This window comes from Pseudoduganella sp. jia 9, assembly GCF_055502615.1.
This window is the reverse complement of sequence record NZ_JBUPWE010000005.1, coordinates 288,017-313,073: the sequence shown is the minus strand read 5'-3', so window position 1 is coordinate 313,073 and position 25,057 is coordinate 288,017. Positions and strand designations below refer to the sequence as shown.

Below are 25,057 nucleotides of genomic sequence, written 5' to 3'. Positions count from 1 at the left end.
CTTGCCTGCCTCCGCCGGCCATCTTCGTGGTGTGCTGTCGTACTTCAACAATATACAGTTGGCAATAATGTTATAAATCAATAAATAAAATTTCCTTCTGGATAAAGATGACCTTCCATCTTCTCCAGGAGGCAACCATGAAAAACCACACCAAGGCGGCGCGCGCTCACTTCATTTTCGCCGGCTGCTATGCGTTGCCGTGTGTTGCACTGCTCGTTGCCGGGCCACTGCTCGGCATCGAGATCGGCTGGCAGCTTCCGGCAAGCGCTGCGGCGCTGTCGGCCGCGCATGCAGTGATGGGGTGGGGCGCCGCGCAGGCGAAAAACTGGGCTCGCGTGTTGACGCTTGTGCTGGCATTCCCCGCGTTGCTGGCCGTGCCGCTCGGCACCCTGGTGGCCATCCAGCTGATTTCATACTGCTGGCTGGGGTGGAACGGCCGCGGCGCGTCGCTGGCGCTGCCCGGATTCCCGATGGCGGCAAAATAGCTGGCGCCGCAAGCGTTTCCCGCCATTGCATCGGGCGCATATTCTCCCGTTCAAGCCGCCAGCGCGCGCGATTGCATGCATTGCGATCACGCGCGTTTTTTGCTTTGACTTTCAGCACCGCCCAGCTTACTATTTTCACAAAAATTGGTAGCGGTACCACGAGTGCGTCACAGAAGCGTTCCGAAAAGCGTCCAATAACAAAATAATGGAGACCCGATGCTGAACCGTTTTTCCGCTGTCGCAGTGGCCGCGCTGGCATGGCATTGCCTGGCGTTTGCCGATCCCGCCCCGCCGGCTCCGGCGCCGCAGAACCAGACTTTGCAGCACCAGACGTTACAAAACATCTACGGTCGCACCCACCAGAACCTGGACGGCCGCTGGCACTACATCGTCGATCCCTACGAGACGGGCTACTACGACTACCGGCGCAAGCCGTACGACGAATCCGGGAAGGGAACTGGCGGCTACTACGACGACCGGCAGCCGAAGGACAAGGGCGACATTGTCGAGTACAGCTTCGACGGCTCGCCCACGCTGGCCATCCCGGGCGACTGGAACTCGCAGGACGCCAGACTGGAATTCTACGAAGGCACCGTGTGGATGCGGCAGAAGTTCACCGCCGCGCCGAAGGGCGGCAAGCGCTACTTCCTGTATTTCGGCGCCGTCAACTACGAAGCGCACGTCTACCTGAACGGCAAGAAGCTGGGCAGCCACAAGGGCGGCTTCACGCCGTTCCAGTTCGAAGTCACCGGCAAGCTGGCCGCGGGCGCCAACACGGTCGTCGTGAAGGCCGACAACAAGCGCCACCAGGACGAGATTCCCACCGTCTCCACCGACTGGTGGAACTACGGCGGCATCACGCGCGACGTGCTGCTGGCCGAGGTGCCAGCCACCTACATCGCCGACTACAAGGTGCAGCTGGCGAAGGGCGATGCGCGCCGCATCGAGGGATACGTGCAGCTCGACGGCAACCGGAAAGACCAGGAAATCACCGTCACCATCCCCGAAGCGAACCTGTCGGCGACGGTGCGCACCGATGCGAACGGCCGCGCCGCGCTCCGCATCCCCGTCGGCACATTGCGCTACTGGTCGCCGGAAGACCCCAAGCTGTACGGCGTGACGATCGCCGCCGGCAGCGACAGGATCAGCGACCGCATCGGTTTCCGCACCATCGAGACGAGGGGCAAGGACATCCTCCTCAACGGCAAGTCGACGTTCTGGCGCGGCGTCTCGATCCACGATGAAAACCCGCTGATCCCGGGCCGGCTGCGCGGTGCCGGCGACATGCGCATGCTGCTGCAGTGGGCCAAGGACATGAACTGCAACTACGTGCGGCTGGCGCATTACCCGCACAGCGAGGAAATGATCCGCCTGGCCGACGAGATGGGGCTGATGGTCTGGGCCGAGGTGCCCGTCTACTGGACGATCTCCTGGCAAAACCCGGCCACCCTGCGCAACGCCCGGCAGCAGCTGACAGACCTGGTCGTGCGCGACAAGAACCGCGCCAGCGTCGTGGTCTGGTCGATCGGCAACGAAACGCCGGTCAGCGAGCCGCGCAATGCCTTCATGTTCACGCTGGCCGACACCGTGCGCGCGCTGGACGACACGCGCCTGGTGGGCGCCGCGCTGGAAGTACACCGCAACGGCAAGGAAGTGACGGTGGAAGACCCGCTGGCGGAAAAGCTCGATCTGGCCAGCTTCAACGAATACGCCGGCTGGTACTGGGCCAGCAACAAGGACATGCTGGATTTCCACTTCAACATCCCGTACGACAAGCCGGTGATGATCACCGAGTTCGGCGCCGATGCGCTGGGCGGCTTCCATGGCGATGCCGATACGCGCTGGAGCGAGGAGTACCAGGACCAGCTGTACAAAAACCAGTTCAGGATGCTCGAGGCGATTCCCGGCCTGCGCGGTATCACCCCATGGGTGCTGGTGGACTTCCGCTCGCCGCGCCGCCCGCATCCGTATTTCCAGGACTTCTGGAACCGCAAGGGCCTGATCTCGCAGACGGGCAAGCGCAAGCAGGCCTTCCATACGCTGAAGGCGTACTACGACAAGAAGCAGCAACAATACCAACAATATCAACAGGAGAACCGTCGATGACGTTACGACCCATCGCGCTTGCCGCATCGCTGATCGCTGCATTGATTCCGTTATCGGCACCCGCGTTTGCCCAGGATGCAATCGACCGCAAGGTGGACGCCCTGCTCAAGCAGATGACGCTGCAGGAAAAAGTGGGCCAGTTGCACCAGCTGTCCGGCGCCGAGGCCACCGGGCCGGAAGCGGCCAAGCGCGCCAGCCAGAACACGGAGATCCGGGCCGGCAATGTCGGCTCGATGCTCAACATCAAGGGCGCGAAGGACACGCGCGAAGCGCAGGCGCTGGCGCTGCAGTCGCGGCTGAAGATCCCGCTGCTGTTCGGGCTGGACGTCATCCACGGCTACAAGACCGTGTTCCCGGTGCCGATCGGCGAAGCGGCGTCGTGGGACCTGGAAGCGATCGAGCAGTCGGCGCAGGTCGCCGCGCGCGAGGCGGCATCGGCCGGTATCCACTGGACGTTCGCGCCGATGGTCGATGTCAGCCGCGACCCGCGCTGGGGCCGGGTGATGGAAGGCGCCGGCGAGGATACCTACCTGGGATCGAAGATCGCCACGGCCCGGGTGCGCGGTTTCCAGGGCGCGAAGCTGGGCGCCACCGACCGCGTGATGGCCACCGCCAAGCACTTCGCCGCCTACGGGGCCGCGGTTGCCGGCCGCGACTACAACGCGGTGGACATGAGCCTGCAGCAGCTCCACGAAGTCTACCTCCCGCCGTTCAAGGCTTCCGTCGATGCGGGCGTGGCCACATTCATGAACTCGTTCAACACGCTGAACGGCATACCTGCCACCGGCAACGCGATGCTGCAGCGCGATATCCTGAAAGGCGCGTGGAAGTACAAAGGCTTCGTGGTGTCCGACTGGGCTTCGGTAAAAGAGATGGTGATGCATGGTTATGCAAAGGACCTGTCCGACGCGGCCGTGAAGGCGATCAATGCCGGCAGCGACATGGACATGGAAGGCGAAGCCTTCATCGCCCACCTGGCGCAGGCCGTCAAGGATGGCAAGGTGCCGCAGAAGAACGTCGACGATGCGGTGCGCCGCATCCTGCGCAAGAAATTCGAGATGGGGCTGTTCGACGATCCGTACCGGTTCTCGGACGCGCAGCGCGAACAGGCCGTGCTGGCCGATCCGCGGCACCGCGCCATCGCGCGCGACGTGGCGCGCAAGTCGCTGGTGCTGCTGAAGAATGACGGCAATGTACTGCCGCTGGCGAAGAATGCAAGGAGCATCGCCGTCATCGGCCCGCTGGCCGATTCGCGCCGCGACCTGGAAGGCGGCTGGGTGGTGTCGGACGTGCGCGGCGAAGTGGTCTCCATCGTCGACGGCATTCGCAACCATGCGCAAGGCGCGCAGATCAGCTACTCCAGCGCCTGCGCGCCGGGCTGCCCGTCCGCCGAGGGATTCGATGCCGCGGTCGCCACCGCCAGCAAGGCCGACGTGATCGTGCTGGCCATCGGCGAAACCTGGGACCTGAGCGGCGAAGCCAAGTCGCGCACCGATATCGGCCTGCCCGGCCGGCAGACCGAATTGTTCCAGCGGCTGAAGGCCACCGGCAAGCCGGTCGTCGCCGTGCTGCTGGCCGGACGGCCGATGATCTTCAATGAAATCGCCGATCATGCCGATGCCATCCTGTACGCCTGGTTCCCCGGTTCCGAGGGCGGCAACGCGGTGGCCGACGTGCTGTTCGGCGACTACAACCCGTCCGGCAAGCTGCCCGCCACGTTCCCGCGCAACCTGGGCCAGATCCCGATCTCGTACGCGCAGTACAACACGGGCCGTCCGGTCACCGACGAGAAAGACATCGTCTACCGCTCCGCCTACATCGATTCGCCCAACACGCCGCGCTATGCGTTCGGCCACGGCAAGAGCTACACGGAATTCGGCTACTCGGGCGTGCAGCTGGACCGCACGATCCTGCGGCCGGGCCAGACGGCCACGCTGTCGTTCGAGCTGCAGAACAAGGGCAAGGTCGCCGGCACCGAGATCGCGCAGCTGTACATCCGCGATACCGTGGCCTCGGTCGTTCGTCCGCTCAAGGAACTGAAAGGCTTTACCAAGGTCCACCTGCAACCGGGCGAGCGGCGCCGCGTCACGTTCACCATCGACCGCGACACGCTGTCGTTCTTCAACAATGAACTGAAATGGGGCGCCGAAGCAGGCGAATTCAAGCTGATGGTCGGCAGCGCCTCGGACGACATCCGACTGGAAACCACTTTACACCTGCAATGAAAGAAAACATGAGCGATACCCCCGTCATTACCTCCGTCCGCGTCATTCCCGTGGCGGGGCGCGACAGCATGCTGCTGAACCTCTCCGGTGCCCATGCGCCGTTCTTCACCCGCAACCTGCTGATCCTTACCGACAGCGCAGGCAGGCAGGGCGTCGGCGAAGTGCCGGGTGGCGAAGCGATCCGCAAGACCCTGGAAGATGCGCAGGCGCTGATCGTCGGCCGCGCGATCGGCGACTACAACGCGGTACTGAATGCGGCCCGCACGGCGTTCGCCAGCCGCGACGCGGGCGGCCGCGGCGTGCAGACCTTCGACCTGCGCGTGGCGATCCACGCGGTCACGGCGATCGAATGCGCGATGCTCGACTTGCTGGGCCAGTTCCTCGGCGTGCCGGTGGCGGCGCTGCTGGGCGAGGGCCAGCAGCGCGACCAGGTGCCGATGCTGGGCTACCTGTTCTACATCGGCGACAAGCACAAGACCGACCTGCCGTATGCCAGCGAACCGGATGCGCCGGACGCGTGGAGCCGTCTGCGCCACGAAGAAGCGTTGACGCCGGAATCGGTGGTGGCGCTGGCCGAAGCGGCGTACGAACGCTACGGCTTCCGCGACTTCAAGCTGAAGGGCGGCGTACTGCGCGGCGAGGAGGAGATCGAGGCGGTCACCGCGCTGGCCGAACGCTTCCCCGAAGCGCGCATCACGCTCGATCCGAACGGTGGCTGGCTGCTGAAGGATGCGATCCGGCTGTGCCGCGATCAAGGCGACGTGCTGGCCTATGCCGAAGACCCGTGCGGCCCGGAAAACGGCTATTCGGGCCGCGAAGTGATGGCCGAGTTCCGCCGCGCCACCGGCCTGCCGACGGCGACCAACATGATCGCCACGGACTGGCGCGAGATGAGCCATGCGATCGCGCTGCAATCGGTGACGATCCCGCTGGCCGATCCGCATTTCTGGACGATGCAGGGTTCCGTGCGCGTGGCCCAGCTTTGCCAGGCGTTCGGCCTGACGTGGGGCTCGCATTCGAACAATCACTTCGACGTGTCGCTGGCGATGTTCACGCACGTGGCCGCGGCGGCGCCGGGCAACATCACGGCGATCGATACGCACTGGATCTGGCAGGATGGCCAGCGCCTGACGAAACAGCCGCTGCAGATCGTCGGGGGCCTGGTCGACGTGCCGAAGAAGCCCGGCCTGGGCGTGGAGCTGGACATGGATGAAGTGGAAGCGGCGCACCAGCGCTACCTGGGCATGGGCCTGGGCGCGCGCAACGACGCGGCGGCGATGCAGTTCCTGATTCCCGGCTGGCAGTTCGACAGCAAACGCCCGTGCCTGGTGCGCTGATGGCCGACGAAAGGGAGAAGGACAAGGACGCCGACAACGCGGCCGGCAAGCGCCGGCGCCGCAAGGGCCTCGGGCTGACGCTGCGCGACGTGGCGCGGCTGGCCAACGTGGCACCGATCACCGCGTCGCGCGCGCTGAACACGCCGGACGCGGTGTCGGACGAAATCCTGCGGCGCGTAAAAGATGCGGTCGAGCGCACCGGCTACGTGCCGAACCTGCTGGCCGGCGGCCTCGCGTCGCGCCGCTCGCGGCTGGTGGCCGCCGTGGTGCCGACGATTACCGGCTCGGTGTTCCTGGAAACCGTGCAGGCGCTGACCGAGACACTGGCGGCCAACGGCTACCAGATGATGCTGGGCCAGTCCGGCTACCACGGCTCGCGCGAGGATGCGCTGCTGGAAACCATCATCGGGCGCCGCCCGGATGGCGTGATCCTCACCGGCATCATGCACTCCACGCTGGCGCGGCGCCGGCTGGTGGCCAGCGGCATTCCCGTCGTCGAGACCTGGGACCTGACGCCCACGCCGGTCGACATGCTGGTCGGCTTCTCGCATGACAAGGTGGGGAGCGCCGTGGCGCAGTTCCTGCACGCGCGAGGCCGCCGCAAGATGGCCTGCATCAGCGCCAACGACGAACGCGCGATCCGGCGCAACAATGCCTTCGCCAGCGCGGCGCAGGCGCTGGGCGCGGGCGTGGTGCCGACGCACGTCGTGCCGGCTCCCAGCTCCGTTGCCAGCGGCCGCGAGGGCCTGCGCGCGCTGCTTGCCAAGGATGCCACGCTGGACGCGATCTTCTGCAGCTCCGACATGGTGGCGCTCGGCGTGCTGACGGAAGCGCAGGCGCAGGGCATCCGCGTTCCCGAGCAGCTGGCCATCATCGGGCTGGGCGACCTCGCCATGTCGCGCGAGCTGCATCCGGCACTGACTTCCGTGCGGGTCGACGGCACGCTGATCGGGCATACCGCCGCGCAGTACATCATGCAGCGCGCCGAGGGGCTGGTGGTGGCGGAGCCCGTGCGCGACGTGGGGTTTACGATCGTGGAGCGGGCGACCACGTAACGGTCTTACGCTGGAGCGGTGGCCCGCTCCAGCTCCGCCAGCCATACCATCGCCTGCTCGCGGTTTTCTCCGCACATCTCAACGGATGGCTGCAAGCCGCCGCAGAACGCCGGCCGTTCCGGCTTGCCGAACACGCGGCAGCGATTATCGTCGTCGAGCTGCACGCAGCGCACGCCGGCCGGTTTGCCATTCGGCATGCCGGGGATCGGGCTGGTGATGGAGGGCGCGGTGCAGCAGGCACCGCAATGGTCGCGGCAGTTCATCGGCGGGCAAGAGCAGGGAAGGCAAGCCGGCTATTGTACCCCGCTCAATGCCCGCCCAGCAGCAGTGAAATGGCATACAGCAGCACCCCCACCACACCGCCGACCAGCGTGCCGTTGATGCGGATGAACTGCAGGTCGCTGCCCACCTGCGTCTCCAGCTTCTGCGAGATCGTCTCGGCATCCCACTTGTCGATCACCTTCTGCACCACGGCCACGATCAGGCTGCGCCGCTCGACGATCGCTTCGGCGGCGAAGCTTTTCAGCCAGTCGTTCAGTTTTGTCCGCACCGCCTCGTTCTGGGCCAGCGCCGTGCTGAAGATGCGCAGCGCGCCCTGCGTGCGCAGCAGCAGGCGCGATTCCGGCGATTCGCTGGCGGCCAAGAGCCGGGTGCGCAATTCGCTCCACACGCCGGACACGTATTCGCGGAACAGCGGGTGCGTCAGGCCGCGCGCCAGCAGGCCGCGCAATTTTGCTTCGTACTCGGGCGATTCCTCCAGCCTGGCGATCAGCTCCGTGACCGCCACGTGGAAGCGCTCGCGCCATTCGCCCTGTTCGTCGGCCATGTCGTCGAGAATGCTCTGGATGCCGTCCATCAGCCGCTCGTAGAACTTTTCATCGACCATCTTCGGGATCCATTTCGGGCTGTGCTCGTGCACCTTTTGCCGGATATAGCCGCGATTCTCTTCCAGTGCGCTGGCGACGAGCCCGAGCACCTTCTGCAGCAGCCGCACGTGCTGGCCGTTCGCCACCAGCACGGACAGGACCTGGCCCGCCAGCGGCGCCAGCTTCACGTCCTTCAGGCTCGACGCCAGCGTGCCGCCGACGAACGTGGCCGCGTCGCGGTCTTCGATCATGTTCAGCACGGCCGGAATGGTGCCGACGATGCGCTCGGCCACCGCGCGGTTGTTGGCGTCGTCCGCCAGCCAGCGCGCGCAGATGCCGGACAGGTCGACGTCCTTCAGCTCGTTTCGCACCACTTCCGGCGTGATGAAGTTATGTTCGAGGAATTCGGCGATGTTGGCGCCGATCCGGTCCTTGTTGCGGGGGATGATCGCCGTATGGGGGATCGGCAGGCCGAGCGGGTGGCGGAACAAGGCGGTAACGGCGAACCAGTCGGCCAGGCCGCCCACCATCGCCGCTTCGGCAAACGCCGCCACGAAGCCCAGCCACGGATAGTCGGGTTGCAGCAGCCGGGCGGCCACGAATACGCCGGCCATCGCGGCGAGCAGGCAGGTGGCGATGCGGCGGATGCGCCGCAGCCGTGTGAGCGGATCCCTGGACGGCAACACTGTTCTCCCGGCAAAAGACAGGGGTCGATGATACGTCGGCCCCGCGTGGCAATACCGTTCGGTACGTCACGATGCGGCGCCCTGGATTACCATGCACGCATTCCAGGAGGTCATGACGGGAGGGGATCATGGATCGCGAACGACCGAAAGCAGGCGACGCGGTGCGGCCGATAGGCTGGCACCAGCAGATGATCGTCATCGCGGTACGCGGCGACGCGATCGTCTGCCGCTGGAACGATGACGAAGGCGAACACGAGCAGGAATTCCCGTCCGGCCAGCTGGAAACGGTGCGCCGCGGCGCCGAGTTTTCCGCCAACCCACAGCGCAGCCGGATCACCCATCGCCCTTGAGGCCAGGTGCCGCGTCTTGACGTTGCTAAAGTGCAGGTCTATCATTTAATGACCCGAAAGTAAGTAGCACGCAGTAACGCGAGTAGTTACGCAAGCAGTTCAATCACCGCCTCATATGCAATCCGACCCGAAACCGCGCTGGGAGCGCCGCAAGGACGCCCGGCCGCAGGAATTGCTGGCCGCCGCGCTGGACCTGTTCGTGGATCGCGGCTACGCCGCCACCCGCCTGGAAGACGTGGCCCGCCGCGCCGGCGTGTCGAAAGGCACGCTGTATCTCTATTTTGAAAACAAGGAAGAACTGTTCAAGGCGGTGGTCCGCCAGAACATCGTGGAAGTGATCGGCAAGGCGGAAAGCGATTTTGCCGCCGCCGACAGCACTTCCTGCGGCGAACTGCTGCGCGTCATGCTGCGGCGCTGGTGGGCCGATGTCACGTCCACGCGGGCCTCCGGGCTGGCCAAGCTGATGGTCGCCGAAGCCGGCAATTTTCCTGAAATCGCCCGGTTCTATAATGAGGAAGTCATCGAACGCGGTTCGGCGCTGATCACGTCGATCGTCCAGCGCGGCGTGGAGCGGGGCGAATTCGTGCCGGTCGATGCCGCCATCATGACACGCGTGCTGACGGCCCCCGTCACGATGCTGATGCTGTGGGCACACAGCTTCGACCCCTGCTGCAGCCCGGTCGATCCCGAAGCATTCATGGATGCGTACCTTGGCCTGGTCGAGCGCGGCATGGCGCGCCCTGCCTGAAACAGCAATGTTTTCGTAGCTTCAACCCCGCCAAACTGCAGACTGTCGCAATTTCCTGCCTTATACCGTCCCTATCGTTAATATCCCGTCCAGACCAGTTCAACGATAAAATGACGGATTCTTATTCCTTCACCAAAGTCTAAAAGATGAATATCGAACAAGCCCGATTCAATATGATCGAACAGCAGATTCGTCCCTGGGACGTGCTGGACACCGATATCCTCGATCTGTTGATGGTCGTTAAACGCGAGAATTTCGTGCCGGAAGCCTACCGCAAGCTGGCTTTCGTCGACACTTCCATTCCGCTGCCGGGCGGCTCGGCAATGCTGAACCCGAAGATCGAAGCGCGCATCGCCCAGGACGTGCACGTGAAGAAGCATGAGAACGTGCTGCTGGTCGGCGCGGGCAGCGGCTACCTGACCGCGCTGCTGGCGCACCGCGCCCGCCACGTGACGGCCGTGGAGATCGATCCGGAACTGAAAGACATGGCGCAGAAGAACCTGGCTGCCGCCGGCATCACCAACGTGACCGTGGAACTGGGCAACGGCGCCCAGGGCTGGAGCAACGGCGCACCGTTCGACGTGATCGTGTTTGCCGGCGCACTGCCGGTGCTGCCGGAAACCGTGCTGCAGCAGATCAAACCTGAAGGCCGCATCCTGGCCATCATCGGCGAATCGCCGGTCATGTCCGCGCACCTGATCACCCGCACCGGCGAGACCAGCTACGACACGAAGAAGCTGTTTGAAACCGACGTGAAGCCGTTGCAGGCTGCCGTCACGCCGTCGCACTTCACTTTCTGAAAGCCGGCGATGCAACAGATTACCGCTCCGGAGCTGGCCGCCTGGCTGGCCGATGAAAAGCGCGCGCGCCCGTTCCTGCTGGACGTGCGCGAGAACTGGGAATTCGACACCTGCCATATCGAAGGTGCGACCCTGATGCCGATGCAGACCATCCCGGCCCGCATCGACGACCTGGACGAAGAGGCGGAAATCGTCTGCATCTGCCACCACGGCGCGCGCAGCCTGCAGGTGGCCGCGTTCCTGGAGCGGCATGGCTTTGCAAAGGTGACGAATCTGACGGGCGGCGTGCACGCCTGGGCATTGCAGGTGGATGAATCGATGCCGAAGTACTGAGGAGTAGCTGGTACCAGGAGCGGCGGCCGGGAAAAGCAATAAGGCCAAGCGAAGCAGCAAGGCCAATACAAAGACTTGACGACTGGTTTTTTACCACTCGGTGTTTTTTAACTCGACTTTACCAGTCGACTTACCACTCGACTTTACCACGCGACTTTTTTCAAAGCGGAGAATGCAATGCAGAGACCCCTTATCGCCGTGCTGATCGCCAGCGCATTGACGCTTACCGGACAGACACAGGCGGCCGATCTTATCCAAGTCTACCAGCAGGCGCTGGCGAACGACGCCACGTACGCCAGCGCGCGCAATACGCTGACGGCTGGCCAGGAGCGGATCACCCAGGGGCGTTCCATGCTGTTGCCCGGCGTATCGTTCCAGGGCAACCACTCGCGCACTTACGGCTCGGTCACGCCGCCGGGCGGTATCAAGTCCGATGGCGACTCGCACCGCAATTCCTATCAGCTGTCGCTGTCGCAGCCGCTGTTCGACTACGCGGCATGGCAGTCGTACGAACAGAGCAAGCTGTCGCAGGCCCAGGCCGAGGTGCAGTTCGCCCAGGCGCAGCAGGACCTGATCGTGCGGGTGGCGCAGGCCTATTTCGACGTACTGACGGCGCAGGACAACCTGGCCTCGATCCAGGCGCAGAAGTCCGCCACCACCGAGCAGCTGGCATCGGCCAAGCGCAACTTCGAAGTGGGCACGCAGACGATCACCGACACGCACGAAGCGCAGGCCGCCTATGACCTGGTGGTGGCGCAGGAATTCGCCGCCATCAATGCGCTGGAAGTGGCGCGCACGGCATTGCAGCAGATTATCGGCACCGCGCCGGCAACGCTGTCCACGCTGCGCGCCGGCGTGACGATCGCGCCGCCGCAACCGGCCACGATCGAACCGTGGATCTCGGCCGCCGAAGCGGACAATTTCAACGTGGCGGTACAGCGGCTGAACGTGGAAATCGCCAAGCGCGAGATCTCCCGCAACCGCGCTGGCCACCTGCCGACGGTGGACCTGACGGCGAATGCAACCCGCACCAGCCAGCCCAACATCGGTATCGACCGCGGCAACACGATCGGCGTGACGTGGACGGTGCCGATCTTCAACGGCTTTGCCGTCACCAGCAAGGTGCGCGAAACCATCGCGCTGGAAGAGCGTGCCCGCAACGACCTGGAAGCCAACCGGCGCGCCGCCGCGCAAAGCGCCCGGCAGGCATTCCTGGGCGTGAACAGCGGCCTGGCGCAGGTGAGGGCGCTGGAAGCGGCGGAAGTGTCGAGCCAGTCCGCGCTGGAATCGAACAAGCTGGGTTACCAGGTGGGCGTGCGGATCAATATCGACGTGCTGAACGCGCAGCGCCAGCTGTACTCCACGCAGCGCGACCTGTCGAAAGCGCGCTACGACACGATCATGAACGGCCTGCGGCTGAAGGCGGCGGCGGGCACGCTGAAGCCCGATGACCTGGCGCCCATCAATGCGCTGCTGACGAACTGACCGCATCGCCAGCGAAAAAAAACGCCGGCCCGTGCATTGCACGGCCGGCGTTTTTCATTCGGAAGCAAGCGCTTAGCGCAGCCCGCCGCCTTCGGCGTCGAACGAGCGCTCGATCAGCTCGACCTTGTAGCCATCCGGGTCGGTGATGAACGCGATCACGGTCGTGCCGCCCTTGACCGGGCCCGGCTCGCGCGTGACGTTGCCGCCGCTGGCCCTGGCCGCATTGCAGGCCTCGACGATGTTCTCGGTGGAGATCGCGATGTGGCCATAGGCATTGCCCAGGTCGTAGCTGTCGACGCCGTAGTTGTACGTCAGTTCCAGTTCCGCGTGATCCGGATTGTTGCCGTAGCCGACGAAGGCCAGCGTGTACTTGTACTCCGGGTTGTCGCTGGTGCGCAGCAGTTTCATGCCGAGCACCTTGGTGTAGAAGTCGATGGAGCGCTGCAGGTCACCGACCCGCAGCATGGTGTGCAGGATGCGCATTGCCGTTCTTCCTTGTTGCGAAAAACTGCGATTGTAGGGGTTTTCGCCGATGTTCGCCGACGCGCGCCGGCGGGGGATCTGTTATTTCCCGGCGGGTGCCACGCGCCAGATCGTGTTGCCCACGTCGTCCGCGACCAGCAGCGCGCCATCTTTCGCTACCGCCACGCCGACCGGGCGGCCCTTGGCGCGTTCGTCCTTGCTGAGGAAGCCGGTCAGGATGTCCTGGGGCGGGCCGGATGGCTTGCCGTCCGCAAACGGCACGAACACCACCTTGTAGCCGCTGTGCGGTTTCCGGTTCCACGAGCCATGCTGGCCGATGAAGGCGCCGCCCTGGTAGCTGGCCGGGAACAGCTTGCCCGTATAGAACTCCAGGCCCAGCGAGGCCGTATGGCTGCCCAGCGCGTAATCGGGCACGATGGCCTTCGCCACCAGGTCCGGCCGCTGCTCCTCGACGCGGGTATCGACGTGCTGGCCGAACCAGCTGTACGGCCAGCCGTAGAAGCCGCCATCCTGCACCGAGGTCAGGTAATCGGGCACCAGGTCGTTGCCCAGTTCGTCGCGTTCGTTGACGACGGTCCACAGCGTTTTCGTCTTCGGTTCCCACGCCATGCCGTTCGGGTTGCGCAAGCCGGTGGCGAACAGGCGCGATTTGCCGGTGGCGCGCTCGAGCTGCCAGATCGCGGCGCGGCCTACTTCCTTGTCGATGCCGTTTTCCGCCACGTTCGAGTTCGAGCCGACCGTCATGTACAGGAACTTGCCGTCCGGGCTGGCGGTGATGTTCTTGGTCCAGTGGTGGTTCAGCGGGCCGGCCGGCAGGCTCATCACCTTCACGCCGGTGGCCGCGATCGTCGTCTTGCCTTCCTCGTAGGGGAAGCGCATCACGGCATCCGAGTTCGCCACGTAGAAGTCCTTGTTCACCAGTACCATGCCGAACGGCGAGCTCAGGTTCTTCAGGAAGACATGGCGCTGCTGCGCGACGCCGTTCGCATCGACGCCGCGCAGCAGCGTGATGCGGTTGGCCGACGGCGTCACGGCGCCTGCCTTCTTCTGCATGTGCTTCATGATCGCGCCCTTGACGCCCTTGCTGTCCTCGGGCTTCGGCGGCGCATTGGTTTCGGCCACCAGCACGTCGCCATTCGGCAGCACGTACAGCCAGCGCGGATGGTCCAGGTTGCGGGCATAGGCCGTGACCGTGAAGCCGGCCGCGGCCACCGGTTTTTCGTCCCCTTGCCACACGTCCGTGGGTGCCACGTTCACGGTCGGGATCAGCGACTTTTCCGGTGCCGGCAACGCGGGATTCGGGCCCCAGCCGGCCGGATACTGGGCATTCTGGGCCAGCGCGGCACCGCTGGCCAGCAGGGCGCCGAGGACAAGGATCGGTTTCATGGTTGTTCTTTGGGCAGTGAGTCGAAACAGCCGAGCTTGCTCAGTCGCGCTTGATCACCGGCAGCGGGTCCGCTTCCGGCGATTCGCCGGCGGGCGGCGGCTTCTGGATGCCGGCATCGCGCCCGTACTCGTCGGTATCGACCAGGCCTTCGTCGATATCGCGCGCGGCCTGCTCGATGCGCGTGCGCTCCTTCTGGTGCTGCACCCCTTCGGGAGACTGGTCGCGCTCGTGCGGCAGGCGCTTGCCGGCATCGCCCTCGATGTGCACGTTGGTGTTGACCTGGCGGTCCTTTGTATTCGGTTCCCTTGATTCGTTCATGATGCAATTCTCCAATTTCTTAACTGAATCTCATCTTATCGGCTACTTTCAATCACGGTCGCCCGCTTGGATAACCCACCAGGGTGTTGCAATACAACCATTGCTGTAGTGCATATCCAGTGCATTTCCTGCATGGAATCGTTAGCATGGAGGGCTGGAACCGTCACCGAAAGCCATCGCTTGAAACCTGTCCCGAATCGCGAACACGATCATCACGCCATGCCGGCGGATTGCCGCAACTGCGGCACCGCCGTGTCCGGCAATTATTGCGCCCACTGCGGCCAGGAAACCAGGCTGCACATGCCGAGCCTGACCGAGTTCGTCCACGAATTCATCACCCACTACGTGGCGCTGGAAGGCAAGCTGTGGGGTACCTTCAGCCGCCTGCTGTTCCGGCCGGGCGCGCTGACCAATGAATACCTGGCCGGCCGGCGCAAGCGTTACGTGGAGCCGCTGCGGGTCTACCTGACGCTGTCGATCCTGTTCTTTGCGCTGGTCAAGATATCGGGTGTGAACATCTATAACGACGACGATGTCCCGGCCACGGCCGGCCCCGCGGTCGTGCAGGCCCAGGCAGCGGGCGGCGACAAGGACGACGAAAACATACGGCTGGGCGATGTGCTGGGGGCGGACGTGGGTCGCTGGGCGCCCGCCGTGCGGCACACCGCCGACCGGTTCGATGCGCTCAGCTCGAAGGACAAGGCAAGCGTGCTGAAAGAGGGCTTCTTCCGCTACGCGCCGTATGCGATGTTCTGCCTGATGCCCGTGTTTGCCCTCTACCTGAAGGGCCTGTACCTGGGCACCGGCCGGCGCTATGGCGAACACGTGCTGTTCGCGCTGCACGCGAACGCGTTCGCCTATGCGCTGTTCGCCGTCTTCCTGCTGATGCCGGACGGGTTCCTCAAGTTCGTGCTGTTCTGCTGGCTGATCGGCTACCTGCCCTGGGCCATGCAGCGGGTGTACCGGAAGGGCTGGTTCGGCACCGCCTGGCGCTGGGCGGTGCTGATGGTGTTGCACCTGCTGTCGATGGCGGCTGCGATCATGGGCGCGATGTTCCTGGGGGTGGCAATGTCGCACTGATCTTGCACAAGTGATCAGTGCAGCTTATACTGGTTAAATATACAGTAATCGTGAGCGTTTTTGTTTGCGGCTGATAGCGGGAAAATGGCCTTGCAATGGCCTTGCAATGGCCTTGCAAACGGGCTTGCATGGCGAACGGGGATCGAAATAGGGTACCCTTCGCCGTGCGCGCAATGATGTAGAAGCTGCGTGCGCAACCTTGTCCCGTCCGCCTCATCGAAGAGCTCCTTATGCCCGCCACTCCTGCCATGTACAACACGATCGCGCTGGTCGTCCGGCCCAATACGGCCGGCATCGAAGATTCCGTGCGCGACGTTCTCGCCTTCCTGCGCGAGGGCGGCTACAGCGTCGTGTTTGAAACGGACACGGCCGCCCACCTGAACATGCCCGAGATCCCCGCGATGAGCGCGCAGGGCATCGGCGAGAAATGCGATTGCGCGATCGTGATGGGCGGCGACGGCACGATGCTGGGCATTGCCCGCCAGCTCGCGCCGTTCGAGGTGCCGCTGATCGGCATCAACCAGGGCCGGCTGGGCTTCATGACCGATATCCCGCTGGAAGGCATGCTGCCCGTGCTGGCCCGCATCCTGTCCGGCACGCACAAGGCCGAGCGCCGCACCTTGCTGGAAGGGCGCGTGCTGCGCGACGGCCGTGCGATCCACGTGGGCCTGGCCGTCAACGACGTGGTCGTGGCGCGCGGCGCCGGTGCCGGCATGGTGGAACTGCGCGTCGATGTCGACGATCATTTCATGTACAACCAGCGCTCGGACGGCCTGATCGTCTCCACGCCCACCGGGTCCACCGCTTATGCGCTGTCGGCCGGCGGGCCATTGCTGCACCCCACGCTGGGCGGCATCGTACTGGTGCCGATCGCGCCGCATGCGCTGTCGAACCGACCGATCGTGCTGCCCGATTCGAGCGAGATCGTCATCGAGATCAATCGCGGGCGCGACATCACGGTGAACTTCGACATGCAGACGTTCGCCAGCCTGATGCCGCAAGACCGCATCCATATCCGTCGTTCGCCGCACGCGATCACCTTCCTGCACCCGGAAGGCTGGAGCTACTACAACACGCTGCGCGAAAAACTGCACTGGAACGAGTACCCGTCCACGGACGGAATAATCTAACGAGAAGGCCTTCTGCGAGACCTATGCTGCGAACACTGTCCATCCGCGATTTCGTCATTGTCGATTCCATCGAACTGGAATTTTCCGCCGGCTTCACGGTGTTCACGGGCGAAACGGGCGCCGGTAAATCGATCCTGATCGATGCGCTCACGCTGGCGCTGGGCGGGCGGGGCGATGCGAGCGTGGTGCGCGAGGGTGCGGCGAAGGCCGACATCACGGCCGATTTCGCCATCACCGACGCGGCGCGGCAATGGCTGGAAGCGAACGAATGTGCCTCCGAGGATGGCGGCGCGCTGCTGCGCCGCGTGATCGACAATGCCGGCCGCTCGAAGGCCTACATCAACGGCATCGCCGCCACCGCCGGCCAGCTGCGCGAGCTGGGCGACCTGCTGGTGGACATCCATGGCCAGCATGCCCACCAGTCGCTGCTCAAGACCGACGCTCAGCGCGAACTGCTCGACAGCCAGGCCGCGGCCAATGGCAAGGAGGTCGCCATCGCCTACAAGGCCTGGCGCGCGCTGGCGAAGCAGCTGGGGGAATTCGAGACCAACGCCGCCAACGTGCTGCTCGAACGCGAGCGCCTGGAATGGCAGGTCGGCGAGCTGGATAAACTGGCGCCGAAGCCGGGCGAGTGGGCCGAGATCGGCAATGAGCACAGCCGCCTGTCGCACGCCGCCAGCCTGCTGGAAGGCGCCCAGGAAGCGCTTGCCGTCATTTCCGAGTCGGACGAGCAGCCGATCGTGTCGCAGCTGTCGTCGCTGAACCAGAAGCTGGCCAAGCTGGTGTCGGTGGACGCGGAAATGCAGCCGATCGTCGACCTGATCGAATCGGCGCGCATCCAGCTGCAGGAATCGGCGTATGCGCTGAACACCTACCTCGATCGCGTGGAGCTCGATCCGGACCGCCTGCGCGAAGTGGATGCGCGGATGGAAGCGCTGCACTCGTCGGCCCGCAAGTTCCGCGTCGATCCTGACGAGCTGCCGGCCGAGCACGCGCGGCTGGCCGCGCAGTTGAACCAGCTGGCGGATGCGACCGACCTCGAAGGCCTGCGCAAGCAGGAGGCAAGGCTGAAGGACGAGTACCTGGCGGTGGCCCGGCAGCTGTCCGCCAGCCGCGCCGCCGCGGCGAAGGCATTGGGCGACGCGGTCACCAGGGCGATGCAGGACCTGAACATGACGGGCGGGCGCTTCGAAGTGGCGCTGCATTCGTGCGAGCCTTCCGCCAAGGGCCTCGAGCAGGTCGAGTTCATGGTGGCCGGCCATGCCGGCGTGGTGCCGCGGCCGCTGGCCAAGGTGGCCTCCGGCGGCGAACTGGCGCGCATCTCGCTGGCCATTTCCGTCATCACGTCGAACGCCACCACCGTGCCCACGCTGATCTTCGACGAGGTCGACAGCGGCATCGGCGGCGGCGTCGCCGAAGTGGTGGGCCGGCTGTTGAAGCGCCTGGGCCAGGAGCGGCAGGTGCTGTGCGTGACCCACCTTCCGCAGGTGGCCAGCCAGGGCAACAGCCACTTCCAGGTGGCGAAGAGCACGCTGGCCAACGGCAAGACGGCGTCGCGCATCGAAGTGCTCGATGCCAAGGCCCGCGTCGAGGAAGTGGCCCGCATGCTGGGCGGCCTCGAGATCACGGCCACCACCCGCAAGCACGCGCGCGAGTTGCTGGCCTCCTGAGCACCCCGCACGGCGGGCACGCGCCGGGCCATCGGCGCACATGAGCATCGGCACACATGAGCAAAGCGGCGGCGCGGCGGGCCGCATATAATCAGGGTCTACCCTGATTGATATAACGACTCCATGGCTTTCGCGAAAGAACCACCCCACCAGCACGGCGCCGTCAGCGGCAGCGCGGTCGTGCTGGTCAACCTCGGCACGCCCGATGCTCCCACCCGGGGCGCGGTGCGCCGTTACCTGAAGCAGTTTTTGTCCGACCCGCGCGTGGTCGAGATCCCGAAAGCGCTGTGGTGGTTCATCCTGCACGGCGTGATCCTGCCGTTCCGTTCCGGCCAGTCGGCCAAGAAGTACGCGTCGATCTGGACGGAAGACGGCTCGCCGCTGCGCATCCACACGCAAAACCAGGCGATGCTGCTGCACGAGGCACTGCAGGCGCGCGGCCACCAGGACGTGACGGTGGCCATGGCGATGCGCTACGGCACGCCGGCGCTGCCCGACGTGCTGGCCCGCCTGAAAGCCGATGGCTGCGACCGCATCGTCGTGCTGCCCGCCTACCCGCAATACTCCGGCACCACGACCGGTTCGATCTGGGATGCCGTGTTCCGGCACTACCGCAAGATCCGCAACATCCCCGAGCTGCGGCTGGTGAAGAACTACCACGACCACGAAGCCTACATCGAGGCGCTGCGCCAGAACGTGCTGTCGCACTGGGAGCACCACGGCCGCGCGAAGAAGCTCGTGATGAGTTTCCACGGCGTGCCCAAGCGCACTCTGCTGCTGGGCGACCCCTACCACTGCGAGTGCCACAAGACGGCGCGCCTGCTGGCCGCGGCATTGAAGCTGCGCGACGACGATTACATCGTCACATTCCAGTCCCGCTTCGGCAAGGCCGAATGGCTGCAACCGTACACCGCGCCCACGGTGCAGAAGCTGGCGCGCGAGGGCGTGCGCAGCATCGACGTGATCTGCCCCGGCTTTACCAGCGACTGCCTGGAAACGCTGGAGGAAATCGCCATGGAGGTGCGGCACGACTTCCTCTCCGCCGGCGGCAAGGAATTCCACTACATCCCCTGCCTGAACGAAAGCCCGGCATGGATCGCCGCGCTGGCCCAGATCGCCGAGCAGCACATGATCGGCTGGCCGGCGATGGTGTCGCCGTCGCAGCGCGCCATGCGCCAGCATGACGCCGCCATTGGACGCGACCGCGCCATCGCGCTGGGTGCCGCAGAGTAAGCTTCCCGCCGCGCTGCAATCGCGCAACATTGCCCGGCTGTCAGCCCGGGTGCAGGCTGTTAGCACTTGCCGTCGACGAGTGCCAGCCTGTTAAAATAACAGGTCGGCCGGGGGGCTCCCGGCCATGATCTGCCAGTCGTTTGTCAAGCGCTGTCCGAACCGAGCTTCATAAAACCCCTTGAAAAGGTAGGGGATAGCCCCAGATTCGGCCAGTGCAGCAAGAGCAATGTCAAACAAACACGATTTTCAGGAGTCACACGATGCAAGACCAGGAAAACCAGGCCAGTCAGAATCCCGAGGACGCGCAGCAGGCAAACCAGGCGCAGCAGCAAGCGGCTCCGCAGGAGCAGCCGGCCCAGCAGCCAGTCTTCGAGGCCGCAGCCAATCCCAGCCTGGAAGAGCAGCTGTCCGCCACGGAAGCCAAGCTGGCCGAAATGCAGGATGCCTTCATGCGTGCCAAGGCCGAAGGCGACAATATCCGCCGCCGTGCCCAGGATGACGTGGCCAAGGCCCATAAATTCGCCGTCGAGAGCTTCGCCGAGGCCTTGCTGCCGGTGAAGGACAGCCTGGAGATGGCACTGAAGGTGGAGACGCCGTCCGTCGAGTCGCTGAAGGAAGGCGTGGAAATGACGCTGAAGCAGCTGACCTCCGCGTTCGAACGCAACAAGCTGCTCGAAGTGGTGCCCGCTGCCGGCGACAAGCTGGATCCAAACCGCCACCAGGCGGTGGCCATGGTGCCCGCCGAGCAGGAAGCCAATACTGTCGTCGCCGTTCTGCAAAAGGGTTACACGATCGCGGACCGCCTGCTGCGTCCCGCCATCGTCACGGCTGCCCAGCCGAAGTGATCCGTGGAAGCGTTGTTTATTCATCAGCGCTTCCTAAGCACTTGAAAAGCAAGAAGCTTTTCCGCATATAAGACTTATTCAGAAACTAATCCGTTACGAGGAAGAACAAACCATGGGCAAAATGATCGGTATCGACCTGGGCACCACCAACTCCTGCGTCGCCATCATGGAAAATGGCCAGCCGAAGGTCATCGAGAACGCCGAAGGCGCGCGTACCACGCCTTCCATCATCGCTTACCAGGAAGACGGCGAGATCCTGGTTGGTGCGCCGGCCAAGCGCCAGGCGGTCACCAACCCGAAGAACACGCTGTTCGCCGTGAAGCGCCTGATCGGCCGCAAGTTCGACGAGAAAGAAGTGCAGAAGGACATCGGCCTGATGCCTTACTCGATCAACAAGGCCGACAACGGCGATGCCTGGATCAGCGTGCGCGACAAGAAACTGGCGCCGCCGCAGATCTCCGCTGAAGTGCTGCGCAAGATGAAGAAGACCGCCGAGGACTACCTGGGCGAGGAAGTCACCGAAGCCGTGATCACCGTGCCGGCTTACTTCAACGACTCGCAGCGCCAGGCCACCAAGGATGCCGGCCGTATCGCCGGCCTGGACGTGAAGCGCATCATCAACGAGCCGACCGCGGCTGCGCTGGCGTTCGGCCTGGACAAGACCGACAAGGGCGACCGCAAGATCGCCGTGTATGACCTGGGCGGCGGCACGTTCGACGTCTCGATCATCGAGATCGCCGACGTGGATGGCGAGAAGCAGTTCGAAGTGCTGTCGACCAACGGCGACACCTTCCTGGGCGGCGAAGACTTCGACCAGCGCGTGATCGACTACATCATCGAAGAATTCAAGAAGATCAACGGCCTGGACCTGAAGAAGGATCCGATCGCCCTGCAGCGCATCAAGGCTTCGGCCGAGCGCGCGAAGATCGAACTGTCGTCGTCGCAGCAGACCGAGATCAACGAGCCGTACATCGCCATGGCGAATGGCGCGCCGGTCCACCTGAACCTGAAGATCACCCGCGCCAAGCTGGAATCGCTGGTCGAGGAACTGGTCGCCGCGACGATCGAGCCATGCCGTATCGCCATCAAGGATGCCGGCGTGAAGGTTTCCGACATCGACGACATCATCCTGGTCGGCGGCATGACCCGCATGCCGAAGGTGCAGGAAAAAGTGAAGGAATTCTTCGGCAAGGATCCGCGCAAGGACGTCAACCCGGATGAAGCCGTGGCCGTGGGCGCCGCGATCCAGGGTTCCGTGCTGTCGGGCGAGCGCAAGGACCTGCTGCTGCTGGACGTGACCCCGCTGTCGCTGGGTATCGAAACGCTGGGCGGCGTGATGACGAAGATGATCCACAAGAACACCACGATCCCGACCAAGTTCGCGCAGGTGTTCTCGACCGCCGACGACAACCAGCCTGCGGTGACCATCAAGGTCTACCAGGGCGAGCGTGAAATCGCCGCCGGCAACAAGGCGCTGGGCGAGTTCAACCTGGAAGGCATTCCGCCGGCATCGCGCGGCACGCCGCAGATCGAAGTGACCTTCGACATCGACGCCAACGGCATCCTGCACGTGGGCGCCAAGGACAAGGCCACCGGCAAGGAAAACAAGATCACCATCAAGGCCAATTCCGGTCTGTCGGAAGAGGAAATCCAGAAGATGGTGAAGGATGCCGAGCTGAACGCGGAAGAAGACAAGAAAGTGAAGGAACTGGCCGAGTCGCGCAACCAGGCCGACGCGCTGGTGCACTCCACCCGCAAGTCGCTGACCGAATATGGCGACAAGCTGGGTGCCGACGAGAAGGCGAAGATCGAAGCGGCGATCACCGACCTGGAAGGCGAGATCAAGTCCGGCGACAAGGCCACCATCGATTCCAAGGTGGCCGCGCTGACCGAAGCTGCGCAGAAGCTGGGCGAGAAGATGTACGCCGACATGCAGGCGCAGCAGGCAGCGGCCGGCGGCGGTGCGGACGCCGGTGCCGGTGCGGGCCAGCAGGCCGGCGGCGCAGACAACCGCGCGCAGCAGGATGACGTTGTCGATGCCGACTTCAAGGAAGTCAAAGACAACAAGTAACCCGCAGCCGTGGCAACGGCCAGCAGTCAAGTCAGGCTCATGGCGAGCCTGACCTAGCCGAGCGGAGCGGCCGTAGCACGGTGGCCCGCTCGGCTTTTGCATAATCGGCAGGATTTTGAGGTTGTTTCACAACGCCAACCTCGCCCGGTTCACCGGGCTACGGCGGCAAGCGGCGGCGCAGGTGGTCGCAACCCCGGCGTCCTGTTACAGTCTCCCTTCTATTCAGTTCAGTTAGGTGCCTGCATATGGCAAAGCGTGATTTTTACGAGATTCTCGGCCTGGCAAAAAATGCCTCCGAAGAAGAGATCAAGAAGGCTTATCGCAAGCTTGCGATGAAGTACCATCCGGACCGCAACCCGGACAACAAAGAGGCGGAAGAAAAGTTCAAGGAAGTCAAGGAAGCCTACGAGATGCTGACCAATCCGGAGAAGCGCGAGGCGTATGACCGCTATGGTCACGCCGGCGTGGATCCGAACATGGGCGGTGGCGGCTTCGGTGGCGCTGGCGGCTTCGGCGATGCATTCGGCGACATCTTCGGCGATATCTTCGGCGGCGGCGGCGGCCGGCGCGGCGGCGGACCCCAGGTCTACCGCGGTGCCGACCTGCGCTACAACCTCGAGATCACGCTGGAGCAGGCCGCGCATGGCTTCGACACGACGATCCGCGTGCCGGCCTGGGACAAGTGCGATTCTTGCCACGGCTCGGGCGCCAAGCCGGGCACGTCGCCGGTAACCTGTTCCACGTGCGGCGGCCACGGCCAGGTACGCATGCAGCAGGGCTTCTTCAGCATCCAGCAGACCTGCCCGAAGTGCCACGGCACCGGCAAGATCATTCCGGAACCGTGCCCCGCGTGCTCGGGCGCCGGCCGCATCAAGCGCAACAAGACGCTGGAAGTGAAGATCCCGGCGGGCATCGACAACGGCATGCGCATCCGCTCGTCGGGCAACGGCGAACCGGGTACCAATGGCGGGCCGCCGGGCGACCTGTACGTGGAAATCCACATCAAGGCGCACGCGGTGTTCCAGCGCGAAGGCGACGACCTGCACTGCGAAATGCCGATCTCGTTCGCGAAAGCGGCACTGGGCGGCGAAATCGAAGTGCCTACGCTGTCCGGCAAGGTGTCGTTCACCGTGCCTGAGGGAACCCAGTCCGGCAAGACGTTCCGCCTGAAGGGCAAGGGCGTGAAGGGCGTGCGCTCCGGCTATCCGGGCGACCTGTTCTGCCACGTGGCTGTCGAAACGCCGGTCAAGCTGACCGACAAGCAGAAGGAACTGCTGCGTGAGTTCGAACGCGCCACCAGCGAAGGCGGCGCGAAGCACAGCCCGCAGTCGAAGACCTGGATGGACAAGGTCAAGGACTTCTTCGAGTGATTGCCCGGGACGGGCGGCAGCCCGTTCCAGGAGACCGCTACCAAAAAAGTACGTTCGGCCGACCGGACATTAATCGGGTAAACTGGCCATTGTATCTACGGCCGCCGCGTTGTGAGGCCTGCAACCGGCGGCCTTGTCACGTCTGAAAGGAAATCATGAACGATACCAAGCCTTCCGACCTGCGGGAACTGCTGAACAACAACCGCCGCTGGGCCGATTCGATGGTCGAGCGCGACCCGGAATTCTTCCAGCGCCTGGCAAACCAGGCTTCCCCCGAATACCTGTGGATCGGCTGCTCGGACAGCCGGGTGCCCGCCAACGAACTGCTCGGCCTGTTGCCAGGCGACGTGTTCGTGCACCGTAACATCGCCAACGTCGTCGTCCACTCCGACCTGAACTGCCTGTCCGTGCTGCAGTTCGCGATCGAAGTGCTGAAAGTGAAGCACGTGATCATCGTCGGCCACTACGGCTGCAAGGGCGTGCACGCCGCGCTGACCGGCGCCCGCGTCGGCCTGGTCGACAACTGGCTGCGCCACGTGGCCGACGTCAGCCAGAAACACGAACGCTACCTGGGCACCGTGCTCGACGAGCGCGTGCGCAGCGAAAAACTGGTGGAACTGAACGTGGTCGAGCAAGTGGTCAACGTCAGCTCGACCACCATCCTGCGCGACGCCTGGGACCGCGGCCAGCAGGTCACCGTGCATGGCTGGGTGTACGGCATCAACGACGGCCACCTGCACGACCTGGGCATGACGATCACGCAATTCTCCGAACTGCAGGAGAAACTGAAAGACCGCCTCACCAACAACTACAGCGCCGCCTGACCAAAACTGCAAAACTGGGGACGTACCCCTGTTTTGAGGAAAGATCTAGAAACTGGGGACGTACCCCTGTTCTCAGGAAAGATCATGATTGTCGCTGCACGTTCGTGCGACATGTCCTGGCACCCCGCAAGCCGATAGTTGCCTGGAAACAGGGGTATGTCCCCTGTTTT

General features: G+C 64.3%; 23 protein-coding genes. 18 read left to right on the top strand and 5 right to left on the bottom strand.

The genetic code is table 11. The features are described 5' to 3' along the window. Positions 1 to 137: 137 nt before the first annotated feature. The 5 genes from ACY34H_RS07830 to ACY34H_RS07810 all read left to right on the top strand — a co-directional run bounded on the left by ACY34H_RS07830 (position 138) and on the right by ACY34H_RS07810 (position 7,208). The gene (locus ACY34H_RS07830) at positions 138 to 485 is read left to right on the top strand and encodes a hypothetical protein (protein WP_464976923.1); all 348 of its coding nucleotides are present in this window, start codon (positions 138 to 140) and stop codon (positions 483 to 485) included. 216 nt (positions 486 to 701) lie between these two features. Further along, entirely contained in the window at positions 702 to 2,591 is a 1,890-nt protein-coding gene (locus ACY34H_RS07825) for a glycoside hydrolase family 2 protein (protein ID WP_464976922.1), read from the top strand. Then, on the top strand, positions 2,588 to 4,816 hold the full coding sequence (locus ACY34H_RS07820) for a glycoside hydrolase family 3 N-terminal domain-containing protein (protein WP_464976921.1): 2,229 nt from the start codon (positions 2,588 to 2,590) through the stop codon (positions 4,814 to 4,816). The genes ACY34H_RS07825 and ACY34H_RS07820 overlap by 4 nt, the downstream gene beginning before the upstream one ends. A gap of 8 nt (positions 4,817 to 4,824) precedes the next feature. Further along, positions 4,825 to 6,153 (top strand): glucarate dehydratase, encoded by a 1,329-nt coding sequence (gene gudD / locus ACY34H_RS07815; protein ID WP_464976920.1) that lies wholly within the window; start codon positions 4,825 to 4,827, stop codon positions 6,151 to 6,153. Further along, on the top strand, positions 6,153 to 7,208 hold the full coding sequence (locus ACY34H_RS07810) for a LacI family DNA-binding transcriptional regulator (protein WP_464976919.1): 1,056 nt from the start codon (positions 6,153 to 6,155) through the stop codon (positions 7,206 to 7,208). Before gudD ends, ACY34H_RS07810 begins: the two co-directional genes overlap by 1 nt. A gap of 5 nt (positions 7,209 to 7,213) precedes the next feature. On the opposite strand, the gene ACY34H_RS07805 is transcribed toward ACY34H_RS07810, so the two are convergent. Both ACY34H_RS07805 and ACY34H_RS07800 read right to left on the bottom strand, forming a co-directional pair. After that, the gene (locus ACY34H_RS07805; RefSeq protein ID WP_464976918.1) at positions 7,214 to 7,471 is read right to left on the bottom strand and encodes a YkgJ family cysteine cluster protein; all 258 of its coding nucleotides are present in this window, start codon (positions 7,469 to 7,471) and stop codon (positions 7,214 to 7,216) included. 44 nt (positions 7,472 to 7,515) lie between these two features. Then, positions 7,516 to 8,760 carry a DUF445 domain-containing protein gene (locus ACY34H_RS07800; RefSeq protein WP_464976917.1) on the bottom strand — a complete coding sequence of 415 codons (1,245 nt, stop codon included), beginning with the start codon at positions 8,758 to 8,760 and terminating at the stop codon, positions 7,516 to 7,518. A 128-nt stretch (positions 8,761 to 8,888) separates the two neighbouring features. Between ACY34H_RS07800 and ACY34H_RS07795 the strand changes: the two genes are divergently transcribed. From ACY34H_RS07795 to ACY34H_RS07775, 5 genes are all read left to right on the top strand, one after another. Next, a complete protein-coding gene (locus tag ACY34H_RS07795) occupies positions 8,889 to 9,110 on the top strand; it encodes a hypothetical protein (RefSeq protein ID WP_464976916.1) in 222 nt (73 codons plus the stop codon). A gap of 115 nt (positions 9,111 to 9,225) precedes the next feature. Continuing rightward, positions 9,226 to 9,858, top strand: a complete 633-nt coding sequence (locus tag ACY34H_RS07790) for a TetR/AcrR family transcriptional regulator (protein WP_464976915.1) — start codon at positions 9,226 to 9,228, stop codon at positions 9,856 to 9,858. Between the two features lie 146 nt (positions 9,859 to 10,004). Beyond that, a complete protein-coding gene (locus ACY34H_RS07785; RefSeq protein WP_464976914.1) occupies positions 10,005 to 10,658 on the top strand; it encodes a protein-L-isoaspartate O-methyltransferase family protein in 654 nt (217 codons plus the stop codon). Between the two features lie 9 nt (positions 10,659 to 10,667). Next, positions 10,668 to 10,991, top strand: coding sequence for a rhodanese-like domain-containing protein (locus ACY34H_RS07780; protein WP_464976913.1), 324 nt, complete (start codon positions 10,668 to 10,670; stop codon positions 10,989 to 10,991). Between the two features lie 177 nt (positions 10,992 to 11,168). Beyond that, positions 11,169 to 12,476 (top strand): TolC family outer membrane protein, encoded by a 1,308-nt coding sequence (locus tag ACY34H_RS07775; RefSeq protein ID WP_464976912.1) that lies wholly within the window; start codon positions 11,169 to 11,171, stop codon positions 12,474 to 12,476. A 72-nt stretch (positions 12,477 to 12,548) separates the two neighbouring features. Here the strand turns inward: ACY34H_RS07775 and gloA are convergent, their stop codons facing one another. The 3 genes from gloA to ACY34H_RS07760 form a co-directional block, all read right to left on the bottom strand. Next, on the bottom strand, positions 12,549 to 12,959 hold the full coding sequence (gloA, locus tag ACY34H_RS07770) for a lactoylglutathione lyase (protein WP_464976911.1): 411 nt from the start codon (positions 12,957 to 12,959) through the stop codon (positions 12,549 to 12,551). Positions 12,960 to 13,040: 81 nt separating this feature from the next. After that, on the bottom strand, positions 13,041 to 14,345 hold the full coding sequence (locus ACY34H_RS07765; RefSeq protein ID WP_464976910.1) for a PQQ-dependent sugar dehydrogenase: 1,305 nt from the start codon (positions 14,343 to 14,345) through the stop codon (positions 13,041 to 13,043). Between the two features lie 40 nt (positions 14,346 to 14,385). Continuing rightward, the gene (locus tag ACY34H_RS07760; RefSeq protein ID WP_464976909.1) at positions 14,386 to 14,664 is read right to left on the bottom strand and encodes a hypothetical protein; all 279 of its coding nucleotides are present in this window, start codon (positions 14,662 to 14,664) and stop codon (positions 14,386 to 14,388) included. Positions 14,665 to 14,844: 180 nt separating this feature from the next. On the opposite strand from ACY34H_RS07760, the gene ACY34H_RS07755 reads away from it, so the two are divergent. From ACY34H_RS07755 to can, 8 genes are all read left to right on the top strand, one after another. Beyond that, positions 14,845 to 15,744, top strand: a complete 900-nt coding sequence (locus ACY34H_RS07755) for a DUF3667 domain-containing protein (RefSeq protein WP_464976908.1) — start codon at positions 14,845 to 14,847, stop codon at positions 15,742 to 15,744. A gap of 230 nt (positions 15,745 to 15,974) precedes the next feature. Further along, a complete protein-coding gene (locus ACY34H_RS07750) occupies positions 15,975 to 16,874 on the top strand; it encodes an NAD kinase (RefSeq protein ID WP_464976907.1) in 900 nt (299 codons plus the stop codon). 23 nt (positions 16,875 to 16,897) lie between these two features. Continuing rightward, positions 16,898 to 18,544, top strand: coding sequence for a DNA repair protein RecN (gene recN / locus ACY34H_RS07745; RefSeq protein WP_464976906.1), 1,647 nt, complete (start codon positions 16,898 to 16,900; stop codon positions 18,542 to 18,544). Positions 18,545 to 18,667: 123 nt separating this feature from the next. Then, complete coding sequence (gene hemH / locus ACY34H_RS07740) at positions 18,668 to 19,777, top strand: ferrochelatase (RefSeq protein ID WP_464976905.1); 1,110 nt, start codon at positions 18,668 to 18,670, stop codon at positions 19,775 to 19,777. A 260-nt stretch (positions 19,778 to 20,037) separates the two neighbouring features. Beyond that, positions 20,038 to 20,622: a nucleotide exchange factor GrpE gene (gene grpE / locus ACY34H_RS07735; protein WP_464976904.1), complete on the top strand. Its 585-nt coding sequence runs from the start codon at positions 20,038 to 20,040 to the stop codon at positions 20,620 to 20,622. A 112-nt stretch (positions 20,623 to 20,734) separates the two neighbouring features. Beyond that, a complete protein-coding gene (gene dnaK / locus ACY34H_RS07730; protein WP_464976903.1) occupies positions 20,735 to 22,693 on the top strand; it encodes a molecular chaperone DnaK in 1,959 nt (652 codons plus the stop codon). Between the two features lie 245 nt (positions 22,694 to 22,938). Then, the gene (dnaJ, locus tag ACY34H_RS07725; protein WP_464976902.1) at positions 22,939 to 24,063 is read left to right on the top strand and encodes a molecular chaperone DnaJ; all 1,125 of its coding nucleotides are present in this window, start codon (positions 22,939 to 22,941) and stop codon (positions 24,061 to 24,063) included. A gap of 155 nt (positions 24,064 to 24,218) precedes the next feature. After that, complete coding sequence (gene can, locus ACY34H_RS07720) at positions 24,219 to 24,887, top strand: carbonate dehydratase (protein WP_464976901.1); 669 nt, start codon at positions 24,219 to 24,221, stop codon at positions 24,885 to 24,887. The last annotated feature ends 170 nt before the right edge of the window (positions 24,888 to 25,057 follow it).